Source organism: Buchnera aphidicola (Hyadaphis tataricae), from assembly GCF_005081445.1.
In the GTDB taxonomy this organism is placed as follows: domain Bacteria; phylum Pseudomonadota; class Gammaproteobacteria; order Enterobacterales; family Enterobacteriaceae; genus Buchnera; species Buchnera aphidicola_AE.
The window spans coordinates 480,736-504,178 of sequence record NZ_CP034873.1 but is presented as its reverse complement, the minus strand read 5'-3'; the positions used below and the strand labels follow the sequence as shown (position 1 = coordinate 504,178).

The window sequence follows — 23,443 nt, the reverse complement described above, 5'->3', positions numbered from 1 at the left end:
AATGCTATATTATTGTATCTATTTTATTACATTTAATTTTTAATGCAGCTTTATCTAACACTCCATTAACAAATTTATGACTATCTTTTGAACCGAATAATTTTGCTAATTCTATGCCTTCATTAATAGATACTTTATAAGGTATGTCATCTCGTTTATATAACTCATAGAAAGCAATTCTTAAAATTGCTTTTTCAATTTGTCCTAATTCTTTTAAAGATCTAAATAAATAGGGTTGCATTAACTGATCGATATTTTTGCAATCATATGTAATACCAATAATTAAATCGTAAAAATATGTAATGTCAATATTTTTTTGATTGCGCTCTTGTAAAAATGTTTTAGCACTATCTTGAATGTTATTATGAGATATTTCCCAAGAATATAACATTTGTAAGGCATATTCTCGTGCTTTTCTACGTGCAGATGGTTTCATTACTTTAAATTCTCTTTAACATTTAATTATGTATTTTTAGGATGCAATATGATTCTGATATCCGAATCAATTTGACGAATTTGCTTAAATTTGAATTGAAGAGAATTAATTAATTTTAATTTTTTATGAATGAAACATAATGGTTTTGCTTCGTGTCCAAGCATTTTTGGTGCTATATATATAATTAATTCATCTATTAATTGTTCTGTTAATAGAAATCCAGAAAGTGTGCTTCCAGCTTCTATCCATACATTATTAATGTTTAATCTTCCTAAAAGTTGCAAAACCGATAAAATATTAATTTTTTTGTTTTTTTCTTCAATAATAATTTGATTTGTGTTCTTAGGCCATAATTGTTCGTCTGATTTTAATCTAATTAACCAAATCTTACCTTGTGTTTTAAATATTCTATATGCAGGCGTAATGCGATTTTGACTGTCTAGAATTACTCGAATAGGCTGTATAAACTCTTGTTTCGGAAAAATAGATAACGTTTTTTTATTAAATTCTTCATAGCGTACGTTAAGTAATGGATTATCTTTTAATAGAGTAGCACTACTACTTAAAATAACTGAACTGCGAGCGCGAAATTTTTGCACATCTTGTCGTGCTTTTTTTGAAGTAATCCATTTACTTTCACCATCTTGCATTGCAATTCTTCCATCTATCGACATAGCTAATTTTAGTTGCGTTCATGGTAATCCTGTTTTCATGCGTTTAAAAAATCCTTTATTATATTTTTCTGATTCTTTTGATAGGACACCTGTTGTGACAGAAATACCGTGTTTTTTAAGATAGAGTACGCCATTTCCAGAAACTTTAGGATTAGGATCTATTTTAGCAATAACAACGCGTTTTATTCCAGCTTTAATAAGAGCGTCACAACATGGTGGTGTTTTTCCAAAATAGTTGCACGGTTCAAGTGTAACATAAGCAGTAGCACCTTTTGATTTTTCTGACGCCATCATTAATGCATAGATTTCAGCATGATGACTGCCTGATTTTTTATGCCATCCTTCTCCTACAATTTCATTATTCTTAACAATAACACAGCCTACATTTGGATTAGGAGCAGTAGTAAATTGACCTAATTTTCCTATTTGTATGGCTTTTTTCATATAAAATATATCATTCATTGTTTAACCAAAATAGACATTGAAAGATGTTTCTGATCTCTATCAGAGATATTCTGTATTAGAAATGAAGAAACCCCTTTTTATTGAAAAGTATTTTTTTGTTGTTATAAAAAAGATTAAAACCTTTTTGTGGCTCTGTAATATTGCCAATACATGTTAAATGAAGTGAAAGTTTTTTAGAAATAAAATTTAACTGTTCTGCATTTTTTTTTGAAACTGTAAAACATAATTCATAATCTTCTCCTCCACTGATAGCCCAATGTAAAAAATTATCACTGTGAAAGTGATTACGTAAGTTTTTAGAAATTGGTATGTGATTCAAATTTACATTTGCTCCACATTGACTTGCTTTTAATATATGACCCAAATCAGCAACTAATCCATCTGATATATCAATTGCAGCATTAGCAACGTGCTTTAGAGCTATACCTTCATAAATTCTAGGTATAGGGCGCAAGTGTTTTTTAATTAAATAATTTTTTATGTGTTTATTTTTTATAGAAATTTTTTTTTTCAGTATTAATAAACCTGCTTTACTATCCCCGAGGTGTCCAGTGACATAAATCAGATCTCCTATATTAGCATTGCTTCGCAGTAATCCAGTGTCTTTTTCTAAAATTCCATAAACGCTTAATGTGACACTTAGTGGTCCTCGAGTAGTATTTCCTCCTATTAGCGTAATGTTATATTTATTCAAAACACTAAAAAAGCTATCGCTAAATTTTTTTAACCAGTTACAACAAGATGTTGGCATTGTAATGGATAATGTAGTCCATTTTGGTTTAGCACCCATGGCTGCGAGATCACTTAAATTAACAGCTACGGTTTTATAAGCTAAGTCTTCAGGACTGATATTGTTTAAAAAATGAATGTTTTCAACTAATGTATCGGTACTAATTGCTAAAATATGTTTTTTTGGTATTGAAATTAAAGCACTATCATCTCCAATATCTTTTATTGTGTATAAATCTTTTTTTTGATTTTTGTTTTTGAAATATTTCGAAATAATTTCAAATTCATTATATTGCATGATTTTATTTAATCTTTATTGCAAAATATTAAGGTTTTATTATTTTTTGAAGATCGTGCATTACGTTAATCATCTCTAGTGCAGCTAAAGCAGCTTCAGAGCCTTTGTTACCCATTTTTGTTCCAGATCTTTCAATGGATTGTTTAATATTTTTTGTAGTTAGTATTCCTGACGTGATGGGTATACAATATCGAGTACTAATGTTTAAAAGATTACTACTGGTATCGCTAGAGATATATTTAAAATGATCAGTTTTTCCTTGAATAATAGTACCTATTGCAATGATAGCATCATATTTTTTAGTAGCAGCTATATAACTGGCTATTACTGGTATTTCGTAAGTTCCAGGAACATATATTTTTAAAATATTTTTTTTGTTTATTTGGCCGATTCGGGTTAATATATCTAATGCTCCAGATAACAAATTTTTATTGATTAATTCATTAAATCTAGCAATTATTATTGCTATTGAAGCGTTTTTAGCGGTAATTCCAGATTGAATTATGTTCATGTGATTATAATTACTTTTTTATAAAATTTGATGATGTTTATAATAATTTTTAATTCAACATCCAAGCATTTCCATAGTGATTGTAAAATCCTGCTGCATTACCTGATTTTTTTCCGATTCCTTGGTAAATATCAAAATGATGACCTTTGATTGCGCCCCCTACATCTAATGCAATTACTAAACTCATTTCATATTCATTGATGAAAACTCCTTTTTTGTTCAGTATCGGTGTTTTTAATAAAAAAACACTGCCTTTTTTGATTATAGTATTATCTACAGCTATTGCTGTTTTAGGTATTAAAGGAACAGCACTAGAACCGTAAACTTCTTTTTTTTGAGTTTCTTTAAAAAATACAAATGATGGATTTTCTTCGAATAATTCTTGTATTTCTGCAATAGTGTGTTTTTTACACCAATTTTTAATTGTTTGCATGGACATATTGCTTTTTTTAATTTCACCTCTATTAATTAAAATTTGTCCGATGCTTTTATAAGACCATCCATTTTGTCCCGCATAACTAAAAAATTTTAATGGTGTGTTATTGCCATAACTTATAAAGGCGCTACCTTGTATTTCCATAATAAAATTATCTATTAACGAATTACTATAAGCTAAAATATACTTTTTGTCTAAAACTCCTTTATAAATCTCTTTTCTTGTTGGCATTTTTTTAAGTTTTTTAAGGTTTAAAGGCATAGAATATATTGGATATTGAAAGTTATTTTGTCTATTTTTTCTAGCTTCAATGATTGGTGTATAATATCCAGTGATTTTTATATTTCTATACTTGTCTGAATTCTGAATTGGAGATACAGTAATGCCAAACTTGCGAAAATCAGTTATATGAGTGTTATGATTTAACCAATTAGTAATTTTTTTATAAAGAGATTGGTTTTTTAAGTATAAAGATGGAGCAAATTTTTTAATTTTTTCAATTTGAGTCAGAAACAATTTTGAATTGATTATGTTGTTATGAATGTTAATTTTTTTAGTTATAGTACAGTTTTTAATTAATTTTTTTTTCTGTATTGGTCTTTGATCTATAGGTAATTTTACACACGATATCATTAATGTATACAAAAAAATCAAAAATATTATTTTTGTTATTTTTTTCATTTTTTTATTATATATAAAATATTAATTTTTTAATAATATTTTTTTAAAAAATCTTGTATTTTTTTTTAAACCGTGTATTCTTATATTATATAAACGCGGGGTGGAGCAGTTTGGTAGCTCGTCGGGCTCATAACCCGAAGGTCGTTGGTTCAAATCCAGCTCCCGCAACCAATTCATGTACTCATATCTTAAAAAATTTAACAAAATCAAAATTTTTAAAAATATAATTTTTCAATTTTCTTATCATTCAATCATAAGTATTTTGATATTTTTTTTAATTATTAATGTTTATAATAATATAATATCTGTCTACCGTACTGCATGCTAATTTTTGTAATAATAAAACGCTTTTATAAATAAAAATATTATAAAATATTTTTTTCAATTTTATATATATTGATTATTTTGAAAGATATACAGTATTCATGATATTGTATGTTTTTGAATTTTATCTCTTTATGATGAATCAATGCTTTGATTTTTTAAATATCAAGTTTATTTTTTTAATTTTTTGATAAATTTTTTGACGTAAAAATTTTTTTGCAATTATAGATATTTTTAAATAAAATCTTGGATACGGTCTGTTATACCGTTTGTGTAATATGTTTTATTAAAAAGAGTATTTTTAAATATTTTTTTTGTCGAAAATATACTTAATTTTTTTTGAGATCTTGTTATACCAGTATATAAAATATCTTTATTTGAGATTGGCGAAACATAATTAGGTAATATCAATGTTGTATTAATAAACTCAGATCCTTGAGCCTTGTGTACAGTAGTAACCCAGGCTGTTTCATAATTTTTTAAAATACTCACAGGAACGTTATGAATTCGATTGTTATCTTTTAAAAAAGAAACTTGTATTAGACCATCATTATTAATATTGGTTATACCGATATTTCCATTAAAAAGATTTAAAGACTTATTGTTATTAGTTATCATGATCGGTTTTCCTACATACCATGATGTTTTTCCAAAATCAATATATTTAATTAGTTTTTTTTTATACATGCTATATTCTAATTGTTGATTTAAAATATTCACACCAAATATTCCTTCTTTTAGAAAACATAAGACTTGATATTTTTGAAATGTTTTAATAATAAGTTGCATATCATTTGTTTTGTGTATTGTTTCCCAAAAAATTTTATAATTATCAGTAATATTTTTAATCATATTATTATATTGATCAGTAGAATGAATTTCTTTAAAACAAACGTCTTTTATCTTATTATTAAACATTTTTTTAATTATTTTAATATCTTTTTTATGAATTGCTTGTGATAAAATATAAATTCCAGAACTTTGATTAAATCTATAACTTTTTTTTAAAACACATATTTTATCATTAATAAAATGCGCCTTGTTGTTAATATGTTTTTTTTGTGATGTATAATTTGTAAGTTTTTTAATATGAAATAATAGTTTAGAACTATATTCATATTTGGAATAAAAACAAATGTTTTTTAAAATATCACCTGTTTCTATTGGTTTAAGTTGATTGTGATCTCCTATAAAAATTAATTTTGTTGTGTTCATGACTGAAAAAAAAATTTTTTCCATAGTTAAAATATCTATCATAGAGCTTTCATCAATAATTAAAACATCTATATTTAATTTATTATTTTTATGAAAAAAATTTTTTTGAGAGATTTTCTGAATGCCTAACAAACTATGTATAGTTAAAGCATTATAAGGAATATTATTTTTTTCTTTTTCAGAAAGGTACAAGTGAAAAATATTGTTGTTCATCATTTCATTCAAATGTGTTGTAGCTTTTCCAGTAGTGGCACACAATTGAATTTTTATTGGTTTTTTAGCAGTTTTAATTAATGCAATCATTATTTTTAATATAATAGTAGTTTTTCCGGTACCGGGTGCGCCTGTAATAAATGTTATTTGATTAATGAGAGTAAGAGCAACAGCTATTTTTTGCATGTTGTGTTTTGTTTTTTTAGGAAATAAATTATCTAATATTACAGAAAAATTTTTTTTGATTGAGTAAAAACTTTTTTTATTATATAAATATTTTAAAATATTACCCTCTGCTTTCCAAATCTTATACAAATATATTTTTTTTTTAAAATACACTAAAGGAGTACAAACATCACCATTACCTATAGATTCATGTCGCAATAATTCTGCTTCCCAATTGATTTTTTTATCTAATAGTACTGAAATTTTTTGAAAGTACTTATCTTGAAAAATATTAAAAAATAATTTTTTTTGAAAATATTCTATTTTCAAAAAACTATAACCATTTCTATATTCATAACTCATGCACGTTGATACTAACATCAAAATATTACTTTTTTTTGAAATAAATTGTGCAAAATAAAAATCAATTGGATGGATGATTTTTTTTTGTAAAGCTTGTTGCATTAAAATTAACATATTCATAATAAAAATGTACTTTTTTATGAAATTAAATCAATTAAACGTTCTATCATTTTAAATTTTGGTAGTACATAAAAAACTCCATTGTGTTTTTTGTTATGAATAGCACGTAAAAAAATGTATAAAATACCACCAAAATGTTTTTCGTAATTATATTTTTTTATTTTTGTTTTTAAATATTGATGTACTGCTATAGTGTATATTTGATATTGTATATCATATCTTTTTTTAATCATTTCTTTTTTGATATGGTCATAAGAATAACAATTATCATTTTTTCCTATCCAATTAGATTTATAATCTATAATATAGTATTTATCATTCCAAAACAAAACTAAATCAATAAAACCTGTTAATATACCTGATACAGGATTGAAAAATATTTTTGGTGAAGAGTGAGATATAGGATCAAAATTTTGAATAATGTTGTTAAATTCTTTACAATATAATGTTTTTTTTATTGGCAAAAAAAACTCTAGTTCTTTTACATATGAATTCTTTTTTAGTTTAGATAGAGTAATTTTATGATTGCTTAAAGGAATGTTTATAATTGTTTCGATCCAAGACATGATTATTAAAGACCATTTTTGTGAGATTTTAAACATTTCTAATATTTCTGAAAACCAATGTATTGTTTTTTTATTTGAAAAATTTAATTTTTTTAATATATAATGAATTAATCTTCCAGTAGTTATTCCTAAAGGAAAATTATGTATGTTTAAATCAGATTTTTTTGACTCATTTTCTATTGAAAAATTTTCTAAGATAATTTCTTGGTTATTATGGATTAATAATTTTTTTTCTTGAGACAATTTAGTAAAACTAGTTATATTCCAAGTATTCTCAATATTGATATTTGAATAATTAGGTTTTTGCAGTAAATATAGATATTGATTGTTTTTTGTGAATACTTTTGGTGATTTTGTGTTATTTTTGATCTCAATGACATTTTTTTTTATCAGTTTCTGTAAAATGTTAAGTGAACAATGATAATTCATATATTGTCCATTTTGAATAATATACTTTAAAGCGCTTAAATCAGTGTAATTTTTTTTCAATGGCATTGTTCTTTTTTTGGTATATGTTACTCCAATACTACAATGTACTATTGATCTTGTAAGAGCAACATATAAAAAACGCAAGTCTTCTGACAGTGTTTCTTTTTGGGCCTTTCGTACATTTTTATTATTGTTTTCAATGTCAAAAAAAGGTTTAAGATTTTTGCTGTTATGATATATTGGTAATTTTGATGGATACAATGAAATGTTAAAGGGTATCCATGTAATAGAATATTCTAAACCTTTTGATTTGTGTATTGTTACAATTTTAATTGGTTCAGATGTCTCAAAAGATCTAATGTGTTCTTTAAATGTAGGTTGTGTTTTTTCTTTTATTTTATTTTCAAACCAATATAATAAAGATATATTTTGATTATAATGTTGACATTTTTCTTGTAATAATTCTGCAATTTGTAAAAAATTGATAATTTTTTGATTATTTATATCAATACCTAAAAAGTGTATATTTTTTTGATATTCTTGTATGATATGCTCAATTAACAAAAAAATACTTGTCTCATTCCAAATATTATAATATTCGTATAATTTTTCTATTATAATACATGAATAATTTTTTTTTTCTTTTACTTTAAAAAATATTTTTTTAAATACTTTAGTAAAAATGGCTTGTTGAAATAATTCTTCATTAGAAGGTTCTAGAACTGATTTCAATATCGATAATAATTCTTTCGCGTCTGCAGTTTGAAATATACTTTTTTTATGCGATGAATATATAGAATCGATATTTAATTTATGCAATTCTGTTTGAATTATATTAGCTTCTTCTTTATTTCTTACTAATATAGCAATGTCTTTAGATTTTAAGATTTTTTCTCCTTTTTGATTAGTAATTTTTGCTGTTCCTTTTTGTGCGCAAGTTAACCAATAGCTAATTTCATTAGCACATTGTTGTGCGATCCAAATTTTGTTATTTTCTTTTGAGTTTTCTTCTTTTCGACAAATAAAACTAAGTGCGGATTGAGACATTCCATTGATTGTAAAGTGCATGTTTGCATTTTTTTTAGGGGATAATGCTGGTATGAAAGAAATCTTTTCGTGTATGAAAGGATGATTATTTTGAGAAAATAGATGATTAATGCTTTGACACATATTACTTGAAGATCGCCAGTTAGTATCTAAATAATATTGATTTTTTATTGTATTTTTTATTTTTAAATAAGAAAAAATATCTGCTCCTCTAAAACTATATATTGCTTGTTTTGGATCTCCTATCAAAAATAATGTTGTTTTTTTTGTGTTATATATTAAATTAAATATTTTATATTGTTGAGGATCTGTATCTTGAAACTCATCAATAAATACCGCAGGGTATTTTTCTCTGATTAAATATTTTAAATGTTTTTCTTGCTTAATTTTTTTAAGAAGAATACTTAATAAATCATTATATTCTAATAAAGATTTCTTATTTTTTTCTTTAGATATGATTTGAGGAATACTTTTTACAGCATGTAATATAATAGAATTTTTTAATGAAAAATTTTTTTCGAGTATTTTTTCAATTGAGTTAAATAAAATATGTTTAAAATATACTTTTTCTATATTTTTTTTTCTGAAGTATTTTAATACAGATGGAATTGTATAATCTGTCGTAGTCGTCTGTGACCATATTGTAATTTTTTCGATCCATTTATGAATATTTAAACTATTGTATATATTTTTATTAGTTTTAATTTTATCAATGTTATTTAATATCACATAATAATACTTTTTCCAAATTTTTTTAACATAATTAATATAATTAATATTGTTCTTATGACAGTAGAGAAAACTATTTTTTTTTGCAAATTTTTTTTCAAAATCAATTGAATAAATATTCAAAAGGGGCTTAATTTGTTGTAAAAGACGTTCTGGGTGATTAAATTCATTATAAATAATATTAATTATATCTTTTGGAAGATGATAAAAAGTACGTCTCCAAAAATCTTGTATAGCTTGTAAATATAATGTTTCTTCCTGTTCGATAATATTTTCTTTAAAAATAGGATGAAAATCAAATGCATATAAATTCAAAATTTTTTGGCAAAATCCATGGATTGTATATATAGAGATATTATCTATATCTTTTTGAGCTTGATCTAAAGTACAAATAGCATCTTCTATATTAACTATTTCTTTGAAAAAAATATTGAATAAAGAATTTGGTTGATCATTTTTCTTACAAATTAAATATAAGGTATGTATACCATCTTTGATTCTTCTATGCAATTCTTCTTTTGCAGCATTAGTAAATGTCACTATAAGTATTTCATTTATTAAAAGTTTTTTTTTTACATTTTTATCCCTTTTTAAACCTAATAATAAACGCAAATATAATAATACAATAGTAAAAGTTTTTCCTGTTCCAGCTGAAGCTTCTATTAAATTAATTCCATTTAGTGGAATTTTAAAAAGATCTAATTTTTTTGGACGATAAGTATTCATAGTTTTTTATTTCTTACCAGTTTTATTTTTTAATATTGGACTGAACCATATCTGAGCCGTTTGACACATTTTTTTGATATATTTTTGATTTAATATATTAATCACTTGTTGAACATATAAATCATTTTGTTCTCCTGACACATAATCGTTTCCAATCCATGTTTCTAAGAATTTTTTATAGCCTTGAGATTGGCTGTTTTCATCCATTTTGATTATGTTATTTTTTTTATCATAAACTTTATCAAGCCAAGATGCACCAGATTTTGTCAGCAACGTTGGTTGTTGTAAACCTATTATGTAACCTTCGATATACTGTACAAGATAATTGAATGCTACGTGATAAGACATTGGGGGAAAAGACCATATTTGATTTTTGTATCCGATAATTTTACTGGTTCCATAATTTTTTTTTAATGAGTATACTAAATGTTCTATCCATAAAGACATTCTATCATGATAGTGAATTTTATTTGGTTGCCAACGTAGCAATCCTGTACTTTGCACTTCGGATAATGTTCCAAGAATTTGAAAATTATTTATTCTGATATTAATTGTTTCGTTTTTTGTCAAATGTCTCTCTTTAATTACTACATTCGCTAGATTCATCATTTCATTATTTAATTTTTCTAAAGCAACCTGTCCAAAAAAACCATAGGGCAGTTTTCCAGATAATGTATAATATTGCAAAATATTTTGTGTTTTTTTTTCTTTTATTAAATAATTTAATAAGGTTTGTTTAATTGTGAAAGCAGTTAATGTGTTGATTGAAAAGGGTTCAGTTTTTACACAGTTTTCATTCATGAAGTTCAATCTAGTTTTTAATTTATGATTACAAAAATGACGTATTGGATTCTTCCAAAATAAAATTAAATCTTTTAAATCAATTTTTTGCAGTATATTTTTTTTTAAATATTTACAGTCTGAAGAAGTTTTTTGAAGATTTTTTATTGTGTTTTTTTTATTATAATAAGAAATATGTATTTTTTTATAAAAATATTGTTTATCATATTTTTTACATAAAAAATTAAATATCGTTGCTTTATTTTTGTTATTTCCTTCAATAAAAAAAATAGATGATACATAATTTAACAATTGATTAATAAAGATTGAAGGGTTTTGTCCATGTTCTTGTTCAACATTAGAGTGAACATAACTGACATAAAAAAATTTTTTGCAACAAGAAAGAATTTGAATCAAAAAATAAAAATATCTTTTATAAATATTTGGATCACCAAGATTTGGATATCGATGTAATAGATTAATCTGATCTAAATCATATTTTTTTGGCGTATTTTGATAATCAGCTCCAATGACACATATGATTTGAAATGGTATGTAACATATTTCCGATGGATGACAAAAGTTTATTACACTTGGAAAAAAATTTTTTTTCTTATACTGGAATTGCAACATAAAATATTTATTGAGTATATCGATTGATATTTTATTATCATAATTAGATAATAGAATATTATCAATCATTTTTTCCCAATTTTTTTGAATGAATTGAACAGATTTTTCTGTTCTTTTATTTTGATGAAAAAAGTCGTTTATTATCTCTGTAGACAAAGAACGCCAAGACAAAATGTTTTTTTTATATGATAATTTTTTTTTCCATTTCTTAAGAGTATTGATAAAAAAATATAATTTTCCTACTAACTCTGATCTAGAATTATTCATTAAAGCACATGATACAGTATTCTTCCAAATCATTTTAGTCTTATTTGTGGCATAACTCAGAAGCAGTTTTTCGATTCCCCATATCCATGTATTTTCTTTGTTTTCAGGCAATAAAAAACTGTTTTTATGTTTAGCATCAATAGCCCAGCGAATTTCGGATTCTTCTATCCAATAATGCAATATTTTTATATCTTCTTTTGAAATATCGAAATTATTTGCTATTTCAGGTATATCAAACAGTTCTAATATTTCTTTATTTTCAAAACGACTATTTTTCAAATTTAATAATTTATTGAAACAAAATAGTGTTGTTTTTAGATTTTTAGGAGGTTCTTCTGTAATATAAAAATGTAGATTAGATTTTTTATCTTTAGATTTGAATATTGCATTGATATACGGTATATAATCACTGAGTGAATATGAAACTACAACTATATCCCTGAGTTTTATATTTTTGTTATTTTTTAAATAAAATAGTATATTTTCATATAAAATTTCAATTTCTTTTTGCTTACTATCACAAGAATGAATTGTAATAGAATCATCTTTTAAAATTAATTTTCTTTTTTTTTGATATAAAGTATTGTTTTTTAAAAAATTATCTTTAATACAATGTAACATTGTATTTTGTTTGTTTTTTTTAAAACAATTAATAATTTTGCTGTTTTTAAAATTGAAAATATTAGGACTATAATAGTTTTCAATTTTTTTCCATAATGATATGATGTAATGATGTTTTTGATTAAATATTACATCTGTATTGTTTGAAAGAGAGTATGTATTATGCAGATTTTGTACATGGTATTGCTGCTGTTTAAAAGCAGTAATGTATAAAAAATATACATCAATGTTATGACTTAAAATTTCAAAAATCTTAATATAAGCAGAGTTTAATGTAATAGAAGAAATAATAAAAATACGTATAGGAAGTTTAATTGCTTTTTTTTCATGATTTGACAATGAATTAAATTCATAAAATAATCTAGAAAAGTGATCACAGTTTTTATTATTTTTTTTAAAATCTTTTATTATTTCTTTCCATAATTTTATTTGCCAAATATCACATTTTTCAAATGCAGATTGATCTTTTTTAGATTCCCATGAGTCAATCCAATTCGGACGATAAGTAAGATATTTTTCAAACATTTTTGCCATGAAATATGATAGTTTAAATCGTTTCAACATATTTTTTGGTTGATGTATTTTTGTGAAAATATTGTTTTTATTTAACACATTCATGATATTCCAAATCATACTTGATTGATTAAAAGAATTTTTTGTAAATTTTTTAGATAAATACCGTTCAAATACTTGATATATAAAATTTTTAGGATGATATAACTTAAAATTAGCAGCAATGCCAATTTTATTTGAAATGAATATATTTAAATATTGAAATAAAGTATTATTGTCATGAATGATGATTTCTTTTTCAAAAATATTACATAACGGATTTTTTTGAATAATTTCGCATATTTTTGATAATAAAATATCAAGTTCATTTGATTGATAAACTGTGAGCATAAAAACCTGATTATTTTAGAATAAGTACAAAATAATGTAAATTCTTAACATTTTTTGTTTTATTTATATATTTTTGTGTTTATGAAGATGCACGTCGATTTGAGGATAAGGAATAGTAATGTTGTTTTCGTCTAGTGCTTTTTTAAATTTAACCATTAAGTCCCAATATACAATATTTAAGTCATTATTATTACTCCAACAACGTACTATAAAATTTAAAGAAGAGGGCGCGAGTTCACTAAGACCAATAACAACATCTCTATCTTTGATTACTCTTTCTTCATTTTCTATTACTTTTCGTAATACTTTTATTACTAAATCAATATCGCTATCATATGATACACTAATAATAAATTCATTACGACGAGCTGGCTCTCTAGAATAGTTAATAATATTTCCAGAAATAATTTTGTTATTAGGCACTACTACGATTTTTCCGTCTAAAGTTCGTAACGTAGTATAAAAAATTTGAATTGTTAAAACTGTACCTGATACGTTTTCTAGATCTACGTATTCTCCTGTTTTTAATGGTCTGAGAGTAACCAAAAGAATACCAGCTGCAAAATTAGATAAAGAACCTTGTAATGCTAAACCTATTGCCATCCCAGCAGCTCCTAAAATAGCAATAACAGATGTAGTTTGCACTCCGATACGTCCTAATGCAGCAATAAAAACTAAAGTAATAATAATATATTTCATTAACGCTGAAAGAAAACCAGCTATAGTTATATCTATATTACGGGTAATTAATACTTGATAAACTCCATTTGATACTATTTTGGCTATAAATAGCCCGATTATTAAAATAATCATTGCAGATATGAGGTTAATTAAATATCCGAAGAGTATTTCTTGATTGCGCAGTACCCAATTTCCTACATGATTAATATCGTGGACTACATTTAATTCTTCCATTATTATTCCTATAAATTTACTCTCAAGTATTAAAAATTAAGCATATATTATTTTTTTAAAAAACATTTTTTCGGAGAATATTGTTATTTATTCCCCGTAATAAAATATTATATATTTTATAAAACGTTAAAAGAATTTAATTCTTTAAATGATTTTTCTAATCTAATAGACATTGATTTTTGAGCGTGTCTGATCCATGATCTTGGATCATAATATTTTTTATTAGGTTGATATCGATCAATATTATTTCCTATTTGAGTTTGTAAAAACTTTTTATTTTTTTTATAAAAAGTTAAGATTCCATTCCATGTTGCCCATTGCATATCGGTGTCAATATTCATTTTAACTATTCCATATTGAATCGATTCTTTTATCTCGTTTAAGTTAGAACCTGAACCACCATGAAAAACTAAATTTAACGGATTTTTTTTTAAATTATGTTTTTGACTTACATATTGTTGTGAATTTTTTAAAATAATAGGTTGGAGATGAACATTTCCGGTTTTATAAACACCATGTACATTACCGAATGCGGCTGCAATAGTAAAATTTTTACTGATTTTTTGTAATTTTTCATATGCATAATTGACATCTTCAGGTGTTGTGTAAAGCAAATTTCTATCGATTTCAGTATTGTTTACACCATCCTCCTCTCCTCCTGTGCATCCTAATTCTATTTCTAACATCATGTTCATTTTTTGCATTTTATTTAAATATTTGCTGCAAATCGCAATATTTTCTTTTAAGTGTTCTTTAGAAAAATCTAGCATATGTGATGTAAAAAGTGGTTTATTATGATCTTGATAATAACGTTTTCCAACTTTTAATAGTCCATCAACCCATGATAATATATCTTTTGCACAATGATCTGTATGCAATATTACCGGAATTTTATAATATTTAGCTATTAAATGAACATGTTTTGCTCCAGATATAGCACCAGTTATAGCTTGTTCTTGATGAGATAGAAATCTTTTTTCATATCCAGCAATAAAAGAAGCGCCACCATGAGAAAATTGAATTATCACTGGCGATTGTACTCGCGCTGCTGTTTCTAATACAGCATTTATAGAATCTGTACCGATACAGTTTACAGCAGGTATTGCAAATTTTTTCTTTTTGGCAAGTTCAAAAATTATCCTGGCTTCATTTCCATTAACTACACCAGGTTTTATCAAATCTAAAATTTTCAATTTTTTCTCCGATTATATAATGTTTTTTAAATTATATTAGTTCATTTTTCTTGTTTTAAAACGTTCCTCTAGTATATGTATTGAAGGCAATTTTTTACCTTCAATAAATTCTAAAAAAGAACCTCCTCCAGTTGAAATATAAGAGATATCGTTTTTAATATTAAACATATCAATTACAGATAACGTATCTCCTCCTCCAGCTATAGAAAAAGCATTGCTTTTTGCAATGGTTTTAGCAATTGCTTCTGTACCCTTTCTAAAATTCGGGAATTCAAATACTCCTACTGGACCGTTCCAAAGAATGGTTTTAGATTCTTTAAGAATATCAATGACTTTTTGAATAGTTTTATCCCCAAAATCCATGATTTCTTCGTTTTGTTGTATATCATAGGGCGATTTAATTATAGATATCGCAGTTTCAGAAAAATTTTTTCCTACTCGAGAATCAATAGGAATAATAATGTTATATTTATCACGTATTTTTTTAGCTTCTAATATAAAATCTTTTTCATATAATGATTTTCCGATATTATAATCAATAGCTAAAAAAGTATTTGCTATACCGCCACCCACTATGACAGTATCTGCAAGTTTAGATATTTTTTTTAATAGATTAAATTTCGTTGACACTTTAGAGCCGCCGACTATGGCTACCATAGGACGTTTGGGTTTTTCTAATAATTTTGTTAAACAATTTATCTCTTTTATTAAAAGCGGTCCAGCGCATGCAATGTTAGAAAATTTTGCTACACCATAAGTAGATGATTGCATTCTATGTGAACTGCCAAAAGCATCCATTACAAATATATCACAAAGATCGGAATATTTTTTAGAAAGTATGTCGTCATTATTTAATTCTCCTTTGTTAAAACGAACATTTTCTAAAATTGCAATTTCTTGTTTTTTTAATTTTATATTATGCAAATAGTTACTACAAAAATATACTTTTGTATAATGTAATTTTTTCTTAAAATATTCAAATATAGGAAATAAAGAATATTTTTTTTCATAATATCCTTCTGTTGGTCTCCCTAAATGAGACATGAGAATAATTTTAGCATTTTTTTTCACTGCTAATTCAATAGTAGGAAGAGCAGCTAAGAGTCGAGCATCCGATTGAATTACTCCATTTTTTATAGGAACATTTAAATCACTTCTGATTAAAATAGTTTTTCCCGTGATATCTAAGTCATTCATTTTTATTATGTTCATAAGGATCACTCATTAATTATAAATTTTTTAAAATTTTATTTGTTTAAAAATATACAGATAAATAGTAATATAATTTTATTTGGAAAACCAATCTTGAATGCCATCAAGAAACATTTGAGTAGACAACATAATTAACACAAGACCCATTAGACGTTCTAAGGCATTAACACCTTTAGATCCAAATAATTTTAAAAATACACTAGATGATAATAATATTATTATTGTGAAAAACCAGGCTATTAGTAATGATAGGACTAAATAATGCATCTGATTTAAATATTTATGCGATAATAACATTAATGTAGCTAATAAAGACGGTCCTGCTACGAGTGGAATAGCTAATGGAACTAAAAAAGGCTCTTCTTTTGAATAAATATTATCTGTTTCTTCAGTAGGAAAAATCATTTTAATAGCAATAATAAATAAAATAATGCCTCCAGATATAGCAACTGTTTCAGTTTTTAAATTTAAAAGAATTAGTATTTTTTCACCTAAAAATAAAAACAATATCATAATAATGAGAGCTATAATCATTTCTCTTATAACTATAATTTTTCTTCTTTTTTCTTCTAGATGTTTTAAAACAGTCATAAATATTGGAAGATTTCCTAATGGATCCATAATTAGTATTAATAATATAGTTGTAGACATAATCTCATTCATTTTAATTTTTTTGCCTTTTTCAGTTATAATGTTGCTATACAATATATTTTTTAAAAAATATAATTATATAGATTTTACTTCTAACATAAAAAACAATTTTATATTATATTTAGACATAAATTGTTATGTTTTGATTTTTATCTTTTTGAAAAATATATTACACGTTTATAAAAAGTATATACTTTTTATTGTTTCTTTTTATCAATTTTCTTCGGAGGCGGAATTGTTTTACTTTAACTAATTTTTCTATATCGCAATGAAAAAAAATATTGTTAATATAAACAATCCGTATTTTATCAATTATGAAAACAGTTGGTTTAGTGGGTTGGAGAGGTATAGTTGGTTCGGTATTATTAAAAAGAATGTTAGAAGAACAAGATTTTTGTAATATTCATTCGGTTTTTTTTTCTACATCTCAATGTGGTCAAGATAGTCCATCAATAAAAAATATTTTATATAAAAAATTACAAGATGCTTATAACATAGAATTATTGAAAGAAATGGATATTATTATTACTTGTCAAGGCAGCGCTTACACTGAAAAAATGTATTTAATATTGCGAAAATATGGTTGGAATGGGTATTGGATAGATGCATCTTCTATTTTAAGAATGGATAAAAAAACCGTTATTGTATTAGATCCAATTAATTCCGATCTTATACATCATGCTATTGAAAAGGGCATTAAAACTTTTGTAGGAGGAAATTGTACAGTTAGTCTGATGCTCATGTCTTTAGGTGGATTATTTAAAGAAGAACTCATCGATTGGATTTCTGTTTCAACTTATCAAGCAGCATCTGGAGCAGGTTCTCGTCATGTAATTGAATTATTAAAACAAATGGGCACCATTTATAATGTTATTGCTGAGGATTTATCAAATTATTCTTCTATTTTAGATATCGAGCATAAAGTTACTCAAATATCTCGTAGCAATATTTTTCCTATAAAACATTTTTCTATACCATTAGCGGGTAATTTAATACCTTGGATAGACAAAAAAATGAGCAATGGTCAAAGTCGAGAAGAATGGAAGGGTCAAGTAGAAACTAATAAAATTTTAGGTTTTAAAAATCATGTATGTATTGATGGTATGTGTGTTCGAATAGGTTCTCTTCGATGTCATAGTCAATCATTTTTTATAAAATTAAAAAAAGATTTATCTTTAGAAAATATTGAAAATATTATTAGCTGTCAAAACAATTGGGTCAATGTGGTTCCAAATAGTATTCAAGATACTTTAGCACAATTAACTCCTGTAGCCGTGACTGGTACTTTAAATGTACCAATAGGGCGCCTAAGAAAATTAAATATGGGAAAAAAATATTTGTCAGCTTTTACTGTTGGGGATCAATTACTATGGGGTGCTGCGGAACCTTTAAGAAGAATGTTAAATATATTGATTCATTTGTAATATTTTTTTATAAAACATAGTTTTTATATACACTGTATTTTAATAATAATATATTAAAATTTAAGTGTATATATTTATGTTTTTTGAAAAAAATAACTATATACCCTTTTTTAATAAAAAATGATAAGGAATATGTTCTATATTATTTTCTAATAATTGATGCTCCATAAAATAACAAAAATTAGGAATATCTCTTTTGGTTGAAGGGTCATCGGAAACTACTAATATTTTTTTGTTTTGTTGAATCTTTCTTATTGTTTTTCTAATCATCATAATAGGTTCTGGACATCTCAGACCAATCAAATTTAATACAATTATATTGTTTTTTTTCATTATGTTTTAATTCAAAAATTTTTTTAAAATAATAAAATTAATATTTTACTAATGTAGTTTTATTTGTTAAAAATATAATTTTTTTGATAAGATATATTGATTTACAGAATCTGGTAACAATTGATTACAACTGATACCGTTCAAATAATTATATCTAATGATAGTGGAAGAAATATTAATTCGATTTATATTTGAAAAATAAATTAAACCGGACGATTGTTCATGTAGTAAACTGTAATTACTAACAATGTGGGATTGTATCCATTTTTCTAATGTATAATTTATATTTTTGCAAATTCTAGGAAGAATTAATAGATGAGAAAATCGCAGTATTTCTTGCCAATCTTTCCAGAGATGTAAATGTTGAAGGTGATCTTGTCCTATTATTAAACACAAGGATGCTGAAAAACCAATGTTTTTTCTGATTTTTTTTAAAGTATTTATAGTATAAAAAATTTGTTTTTTTTTTGTTTCTAAATAACTGATTTTAAATAAAGTATTTTTTTTAATAGCAATTTTAATCATATTAATTCTATCTATAATAGATGTTTTTGTTTTCTCTCTATGTGGAGGGTTGTTATTTGGTAAAAATATTATATGATTTATAGATATTTCTTTAGCTAGATTATTAACAGAAAGAATGTGGCCGTAATGAATTGGATCAAAATTGCCACCAAATATCGCGTATAATTTGTTCATTATTATGTATAAATTATTTAATTAGTTTGATATTTTTTTTAAATAACACTAAAGTTAGTTCATGCAATTGTATCCAGATTGAATCATTATGGTTTTTTTTGATATTTATTTCTATTTTTAAAAGTATTTTAATTGCGTTTAACATTATATCTTTATCGATTTTTAAGATCATATTTTTAAATAACGCACGCCTTGTACTCCACACGTTGTTGTTTTTCAAAAACTCATCGATATTTATTTTTTTGTTACGATGTATCTGAATTAATATTAATAAATCTTTTTGAAAAAAACGTATTAATGAAAGAGGATTATATTTTTTTTCAAAAAAAGTATTTAAAATTTCCACTGATTTTTTTTGATTTCCTTTTAGTATAGCATTTATCCAATGTAATGGGGTAAAGTTAAAGCAATCAAAAATTATATTTTTAACTTTTTCTACTGTAATATTAATTTTTGGATAAAATATCAATATTGTATTTAAAATTTTATGAATAAAATCCGTATTACCTTCATAGTGTTCGCATAATAATAAATAAGCTTTTTCGTCTATTTTTATATTTTTTTCATCAATTTCATATCTAATCCAATTAATAAAATGTGAACGATATGGTGTAAAACATGAAATCAAAATGCTATACTTTTTTAAATTATCTAACAACTGATGTTGTTTAATCAAATTAGATATATGATTAAGTTTTAAAATTATCAAAATATCTTTGTGAAATAAATTATTAATGTTATTAATTTTTAAAATTAGTGTTTTATTTAATATTTTGGCAATAAAATTGATAATTAATATATTTTTTTTAAAAAATAAATTTCTTTGTTGATAAAAATGGATGATTTTTTTCCAATCTTGTACGTTTTCTATATCAATCATAATAGAATCTTGAAAACCTTTGAATTTTGATATTTTTAAAATTAAATCTTGATTTTTTTTTATTAAATAATCATCTTCTCCTAATAAGACATAACAAGGGTGAATAGTTTTAGTTAAATGGTTTTTAAGTTTTTCTATATGTAGAATATTCATATACACTAAAATTATATCAGAAAGATAATTTATTTTTAACAAACAAAATTTATTATTTTATTGGAAATATATATTGTTTTTTTTATAGTTACATTTTTAAGATATTGTGTAATTTTTATTTGTTTTTTTGCACGTAAAAATATTTCTTTTTCAGTTAAATCTTTATCGACTTTCATCGTATCTCTCTTTTTTCCATTAATCTGTATAACGATAATCTTATATGTTTTTAATAATATCGTTTCGTCAAATATTGGCCAACTTTCTTCATCTATAGAATTGTTTTCATTAAAATATTGCCAAGTAACAAAACAAAAATGTGGTGTAAAAGGATAAAGCATTTTTATAATGCATGTTAACGATTCTTTCATTATAGATTTATCTTGTTCTGTTTCTATTGGAGCATTATTTATTTCGTTAACTAATTTCATAATTTCTGAAATAGCTGTATTAAATGTTTTACGGCGACCCATATCATCTGAAACTTTTTGAATAGTTTTATGCAATTGATATCGTAATTTAATTTGTTTTTCATTTAATGAATTAAAATTCATTTTTATGTGTGTATTTTTTATATCAACATAATTAAATATCAGTATCCATAGTTTATTTAGAAAACGATAAGTTCCCTTTAAACCAGATTCTTGCCATTCTAAAGAAGATTCTATAGGTGCGGCAAACATAATAAACAAACGTATTGCATCAGCTCCATATTTTTTTATTATTAACTCTGGATCAATGCCATTATTTTTTGATTTAGACATTTTCATCATACCTGCATAAATTACTTCTTTTCCTGTTTGATCATATGATTGAACAATTTTTCCTTGGGCATTACGTTTTTTTAATACTAGTGATGTGTTTAACCATTTTTTTGCTCCATTTTTTTTAATTTGATAAAATGTTTCAGCAAGCACCATACCTTGGCATAATAAATGTTTTACTGGTTCATCAAAAGAAACCAATTTAAAATCTCTTAATAACTTATGATAAAATCTAAAATATATTAAGTGCATTATTGCATGTTCAATACCTCCAACATATTGATCTACGGGTAACCAATATTTTGATGATTTTGGATCAATCATTCCTTCATGAAAATGAGGACAAGTGTATCTTGCATAATACCAAGACGATTCCATGAAGGTATCAAAAGTGTCAGTTTCTCTTATTGCTTCTTGATTATTAATAAAAACATTAGTCCATTTCACATCAGGTTGAATTTTATTTTTCAACGAATCAATATTGATATTAATTTCTGGTAATAAAACCGGTAAATGATTTTTTGGTATTGGTATGGTTTCGCCATTTTTCAATTGAGCCATAGGAATAGGAGCACCCCAAAATCTTTGTCTAGATATGCACCAATCTTGCAATTTGTAATGAATTTTTTTCTTTATGATATTTTTTTTAATAAGGATATGTTTAATTTTTTCAGTATTTTTTTGAGTATGTAAATTATTTAATTTTTTTGAATGTAATACAGTATCTTTTTTTTCTATATAATCGGTATGATGTGTATATTGGTTTTTGTTCAATATTGTAATAATATTTGTGATTGTTAATTTATGTTTGGCTGCAAAATTAGAATGGTGTTCATTATTTTCAGGTATAGAGAACATGGAATGTGTTCCATATTCCTTTAGAATAAAGTTTGAAATCCAAATAGGTATTTTTTGTTCTGTAAGTGGATGAACTGCAAAGATTTCTGTTTTGATGCCATCATATTTCAACTGTTCTGATTCTTCAGGTGAAAGATTATTATAATTGTTTATAAACGTTTTTATTTTTTTATTTTCTTTATATAAATCTGTAGATATTTCATGGTAAGTAGAGATCACAATATGTGTCACTTCCATGATTAAATCTAATCTATCAGTAAAAACTTGTATTTTTTTATCACATTTGAAAATGTTTAAAGTAATTTCAAATCCTTTTGTTCGACCGATCCAATTTTTTTGCATATTTTTTACGTTTTCAGGCCAATGAATTAATTTTTTTAAATCTTGGTATAAAGATTCTGCATAATTTCGTATTTTTAAAAACCATTGAGAAATTTTTTTAAATTTTATTCTTCCATGACATCTCCAGCACCGACCATTAACAACCTGTTCATTTGCTAACACAGTATTGTCGTATGAACACCAGTTCACAAAACTTTTTTTCTTGTAAACTAATTTTTTTTCATATAATTTAATAAAAAACCATTGTTCCCATTTATAATATTCTGGTTGACATGTTGTAATTTCTCTACTCCAATCGTAACTAAAACCTAATGATTGGAGTTGTTTTTTCATATATTCAATATTGTTTTTTGTCCAATTAGATGGGGCAGTGTTATTTTGTATTGCGGCCTCTTCTGCAGGTAATCCAAAAGCATCCCAACCCATTGGTTGTAAAACATTTTTTCCTAACATCCTGTGATAACGAGAAATTACATCACTAATTGTGTAATTTCTTACATGACCGATATGTAACTTTCCAGAAGGATAAGGCAACATTGGAAGACAATAATATTTTTCTTTTTTTGTATCTTCAATAACTTGAAAAGTTTTATTCTTGTGCCAAAATTTTTGCACGTAATTTTCTATTTTTTTTGGATGGTATTGTTTTTTCATTATTTCATCTCTATCATGAAACTATGTAACACGAATT

16 protein-coding genes, 1 tRNA gene and 1 pseudogene are annotated in these 23,443 nt (G+C 24.7%); 2 read left to right on the top strand and 16 right to left on the bottom strand.

Annotated features, from left to right (window positions below; all coding sequences use genetic code 11):
* Positions 1–4 precede the first annotated feature (4 nt).
* The 5 genes and pseudogenes from nusB to mltA form a co-directional block, all read right to left on the bottom strand.
* Positions 5–436, bottom strand: coding sequence for a transcription antitermination factor NusB (gene nusB / locus D9V69_RS02310; RefSeq protein WP_158356714.1), 432 nt, complete (start codon positions 434–436; stop codon positions 5–7).
* Between the two features lie 26 nt (positions 437–462).
* Positions 463–1,554, bottom strand: a pseudogene (gene ribD / locus D9V69_RS03140) (bifunctional diaminohydroxyphosphoribosylaminopyrimidine deaminase/5-amino-6-(5-phosphoribosylamino)uracil reductase RibD).
* Between the two features lie 76 nt (positions 1,555–1,630).
* A complete protein-coding gene (thiL, locus tag D9V69_RS02295) occupies positions 1,631–2,602 on the bottom strand; it encodes a thiamine-phosphate kinase (protein ID WP_158356712.1) in 972 nt (323 codons plus the stop codon).
* A gap of 28 nt (positions 2,603–2,630) precedes the next feature.
* Positions 2,631–3,113, bottom strand: a complete 483-nt coding sequence (ribE, locus tag D9V69_RS02290; protein WP_158356711.1) for a 6,7-dimethyl-8-ribityllumazine synthase — start codon at positions 3,111–3,113, stop codon at positions 2,631–2,633.
* Positions 3,114–3,162: 49 nt separating this feature from the next.
* A complete protein-coding gene (gene mltA / locus D9V69_RS02285; RefSeq protein ID WP_158356710.1) occupies positions 3,163–4,230 on the bottom strand; it encodes a murein transglycosylase A in 1,068 nt (355 codons plus the stop codon).
* A gap of 94 nt (positions 4,231–4,324) precedes the next feature.
* Between mltA and D9V69_RS02280 the strand changes: the two genes are divergently transcribed.
* Positions 4,325–4,401, top strand: a tRNA-Met gene (locus D9V69_RS02280).
* Positions 4,402–4,788: 387 nt separating this feature from the next.
* On the opposite strand, the gene recD is transcribed toward D9V69_RS02280, so the two are convergent.
* The 7 genes from recD to D9V69_RS02245 all read right to left on the bottom strand — a co-directional run bounded on the left by recD (position 4,789) and on the right by D9V69_RS02245 (position 17,314).
* Positions 4,789–6,624 (bottom strand): exodeoxyribonuclease V subunit alpha, encoded by a 1,836-nt coding sequence (gene recD / locus D9V69_RS02275; protein WP_158356857.1) that lies wholly within the window; start codon positions 6,622–6,624, stop codon positions 4,789–4,791.
* Positions 6,625–6,647: 23 nt separating this feature from the next.
* On the bottom strand, positions 6,648–10,127 hold the full coding sequence (gene recB / locus D9V69_RS02270; RefSeq protein WP_158356709.1) for an exodeoxyribonuclease V subunit beta: 3,480 nt from the start codon (positions 10,125–10,127) through the stop codon (positions 6,648–6,650).
* A 6-nt stretch (positions 10,128–10,133) separates the two neighbouring features.
* Positions 10,134–13,331 carry an exodeoxyribonuclease V subunit gamma gene (recC, locus tag D9V69_RS02265; RefSeq protein ID WP_158356708.1) on the bottom strand — a complete coding sequence of 1,066 codons (3,198 nt, stop codon included), beginning with the start codon at positions 13,329–13,331 and terminating at the stop codon, positions 10,134–10,136.
* A gap of 63 nt (positions 13,332–13,394) precedes the next feature.
* Entirely contained in the window at positions 13,395–14,246 is an 852-nt protein-coding gene (mscS, locus tag D9V69_RS02260) for a small-conductance mechanosensitive channel MscS (RefSeq protein ID WP_158356707.1), read from the bottom strand.
* Positions 14,247–14,362: 116 nt separating this feature from the next.
* Positions 14,363–15,439 carry a class II fructose-bisphosphate aldolase gene (gene fbaA, locus D9V69_RS02255; RefSeq protein WP_158356706.1) on the bottom strand — a complete coding sequence of 359 codons (1,077 nt, stop codon included), beginning with the start codon at positions 15,437–15,439 and terminating at the stop codon, positions 14,363–14,365.
* Positions 15,440–15,475: 36 nt separating this feature from the next.
* Positions 15,476–16,651 carry a phosphoglycerate kinase gene (locus D9V69_RS02250; RefSeq protein WP_158356705.1) on the bottom strand — a complete coding sequence of 392 codons (1,176 nt, stop codon included), beginning with the start codon at positions 16,649–16,651 and terminating at the stop codon, positions 15,476–15,478.
* A gap of 75 nt (positions 16,652–16,726) precedes the next feature.
* Complete coding sequence (locus tag D9V69_RS02245) at positions 16,727–17,314, bottom strand: YhgN family NAAT transporter (RefSeq protein ID WP_158356704.1); 588 nt, start codon at positions 17,312–17,314, stop codon at positions 16,727–16,729.
* A gap of 302 nt (positions 17,315–17,616) precedes the next feature.
* On the opposite strand from D9V69_RS02245, the gene asd reads away from it, so the two are divergent.
* Entirely contained in the window at positions 17,617–18,726 is a 1,110-nt protein-coding gene (gene asd, locus D9V69_RS02240; protein ID WP_187308314.1) for an aspartate-semialdehyde dehydrogenase, read from the top strand.
* Positions 18,727–18,822: 96 nt separating this feature from the next.
* On the opposite strand, the gene tusA is transcribed toward asd, so the two are convergent.
* The 4 genes from tusA to leuS form a co-directional block, all read right to left on the bottom strand.
* A complete protein-coding gene (gene tusA / locus D9V69_RS02235; RefSeq protein WP_158356702.1) occupies positions 18,823–19,059 on the bottom strand; it encodes a sulfurtransferase TusA in 237 nt (78 codons plus the stop codon).
* A 66-nt stretch (positions 19,060–19,125) separates the two neighbouring features.
* Complete coding sequence (nadD, locus tag D9V69_RS02230; RefSeq protein ID WP_158356701.1) at positions 19,126–19,758, bottom strand: nicotinate-nucleotide adenylyltransferase; 633 nt, start codon at positions 19,756–19,758, stop codon at positions 19,126–19,128.
* Between the two features lie 13 nt (positions 19,759–19,771).
* Entirely contained in the window at positions 19,772–20,791 is a 1,020-nt protein-coding gene (gene holA / locus D9V69_RS02225) for a DNA polymerase III subunit delta (protein ID WP_158356700.1), read from the bottom strand.
* 35 nt (positions 20,792–20,826) lie between these two features.
* On the bottom strand, positions 20,827–23,406 hold the full coding sequence (gene leuS, locus D9V69_RS02220; protein ID WP_158356699.1) for a leucine--tRNA ligase: 2,580 nt from the start codon (positions 23,404–23,406) through the stop codon (positions 20,827–20,829).
* Between the last annotated feature and the right edge of the window lie 37 nt (positions 23,407–23,443).

Bases quoted from the DNA above. Each gene is read 5' to 3' on its own strand.
- nusB (WP_158356714.1), bottom strand. From the start codon at position 436: ATGAAACCATCTGCACGTAGAAAAGCACGAGAATATGCCTTACAAATG.
- thiL (WP_158356712.1), bottom strand. From the start codon at position 2,602: ATGCAATATAATGAATTTGAAATTATTTCGAAATATTTCAAAAACAAA.
- ribE (WP_158356711.1), bottom strand. From the start codon at position 3,113: ATGAACATAATTCAATCTGGAATTACCGCTAAAAACGCTTCAATAGCA.
- mltA (WP_158356710.1), bottom strand. From the start codon at position 4,230: ATGAAAAAAATAACAAAAATAATATTTTTGATTTTTTTGTATACATTA.
- recD (WP_158356857.1), bottom strand. From the start codon at position 6,624: ATGTTAATTTTAATGCAACAAGCTTTACAAAAAAAAATCATCCATCCA.
- recB (WP_158356709.1), bottom strand. From the start codon at position 10,127: ATGAATACTTATCGTCCAAAAAAATTAGATCTTTTTAAAATTCCACTA.
- recC (WP_158356708.1), bottom strand. From the start codon at position 13,331: ATGCTCACAGTTTATCAATCAAATGAACTTGATATTTTATTATCAAAA.
- mscS (WP_158356707.1), bottom strand. From the start codon at position 14,246: ATGGAAGAATTAAATGTAGTCCACGATATTAATCATGTAGGAAATTGG.
- D9V69_RS02250 (WP_158356705.1), bottom strand. From the start codon at position 16,651: ATGAACATAATAAAAATGAATGACTTAGATATCACGGGAAAAACTATT.
- D9V69_RS02245 (WP_158356704.1), bottom strand. From the start codon at position 17,314: ATGAATGAGATTATGTCTACAACTATATTATTAATACTAATTATGGAT.
- asd (WP_187308314.1), top strand. From the start codon at position 17,617: ATGAAAACAGTTGGTTTAGTGGGTTGGAGAGGTATAGTTGGTTCGGTA.
- tusA (WP_158356702.1), bottom strand. From the start codon at position 19,059: ATGAAAAAAAACAATATAATTGTATTAAATTTGATTGGTCTGAGATGT.
- nadD (WP_158356701.1), bottom strand. From the start codon at position 19,758: ATGAACAAATTATACGCGATATTTGGTGGCAATTTTGATCCAATTCAT.
- holA (WP_158356700.1), bottom strand. From the start codon at position 20,791: ATGAATATTCTACATATAGAAAAACTTAAAAACCATTTAACTAAAACT.
- leuS (WP_158356699.1), bottom strand. From the start codon at position 23,406: ATGAAAAAACAATACCATCCAAAAAAAATAGAAAATTACGTGCAAAAA.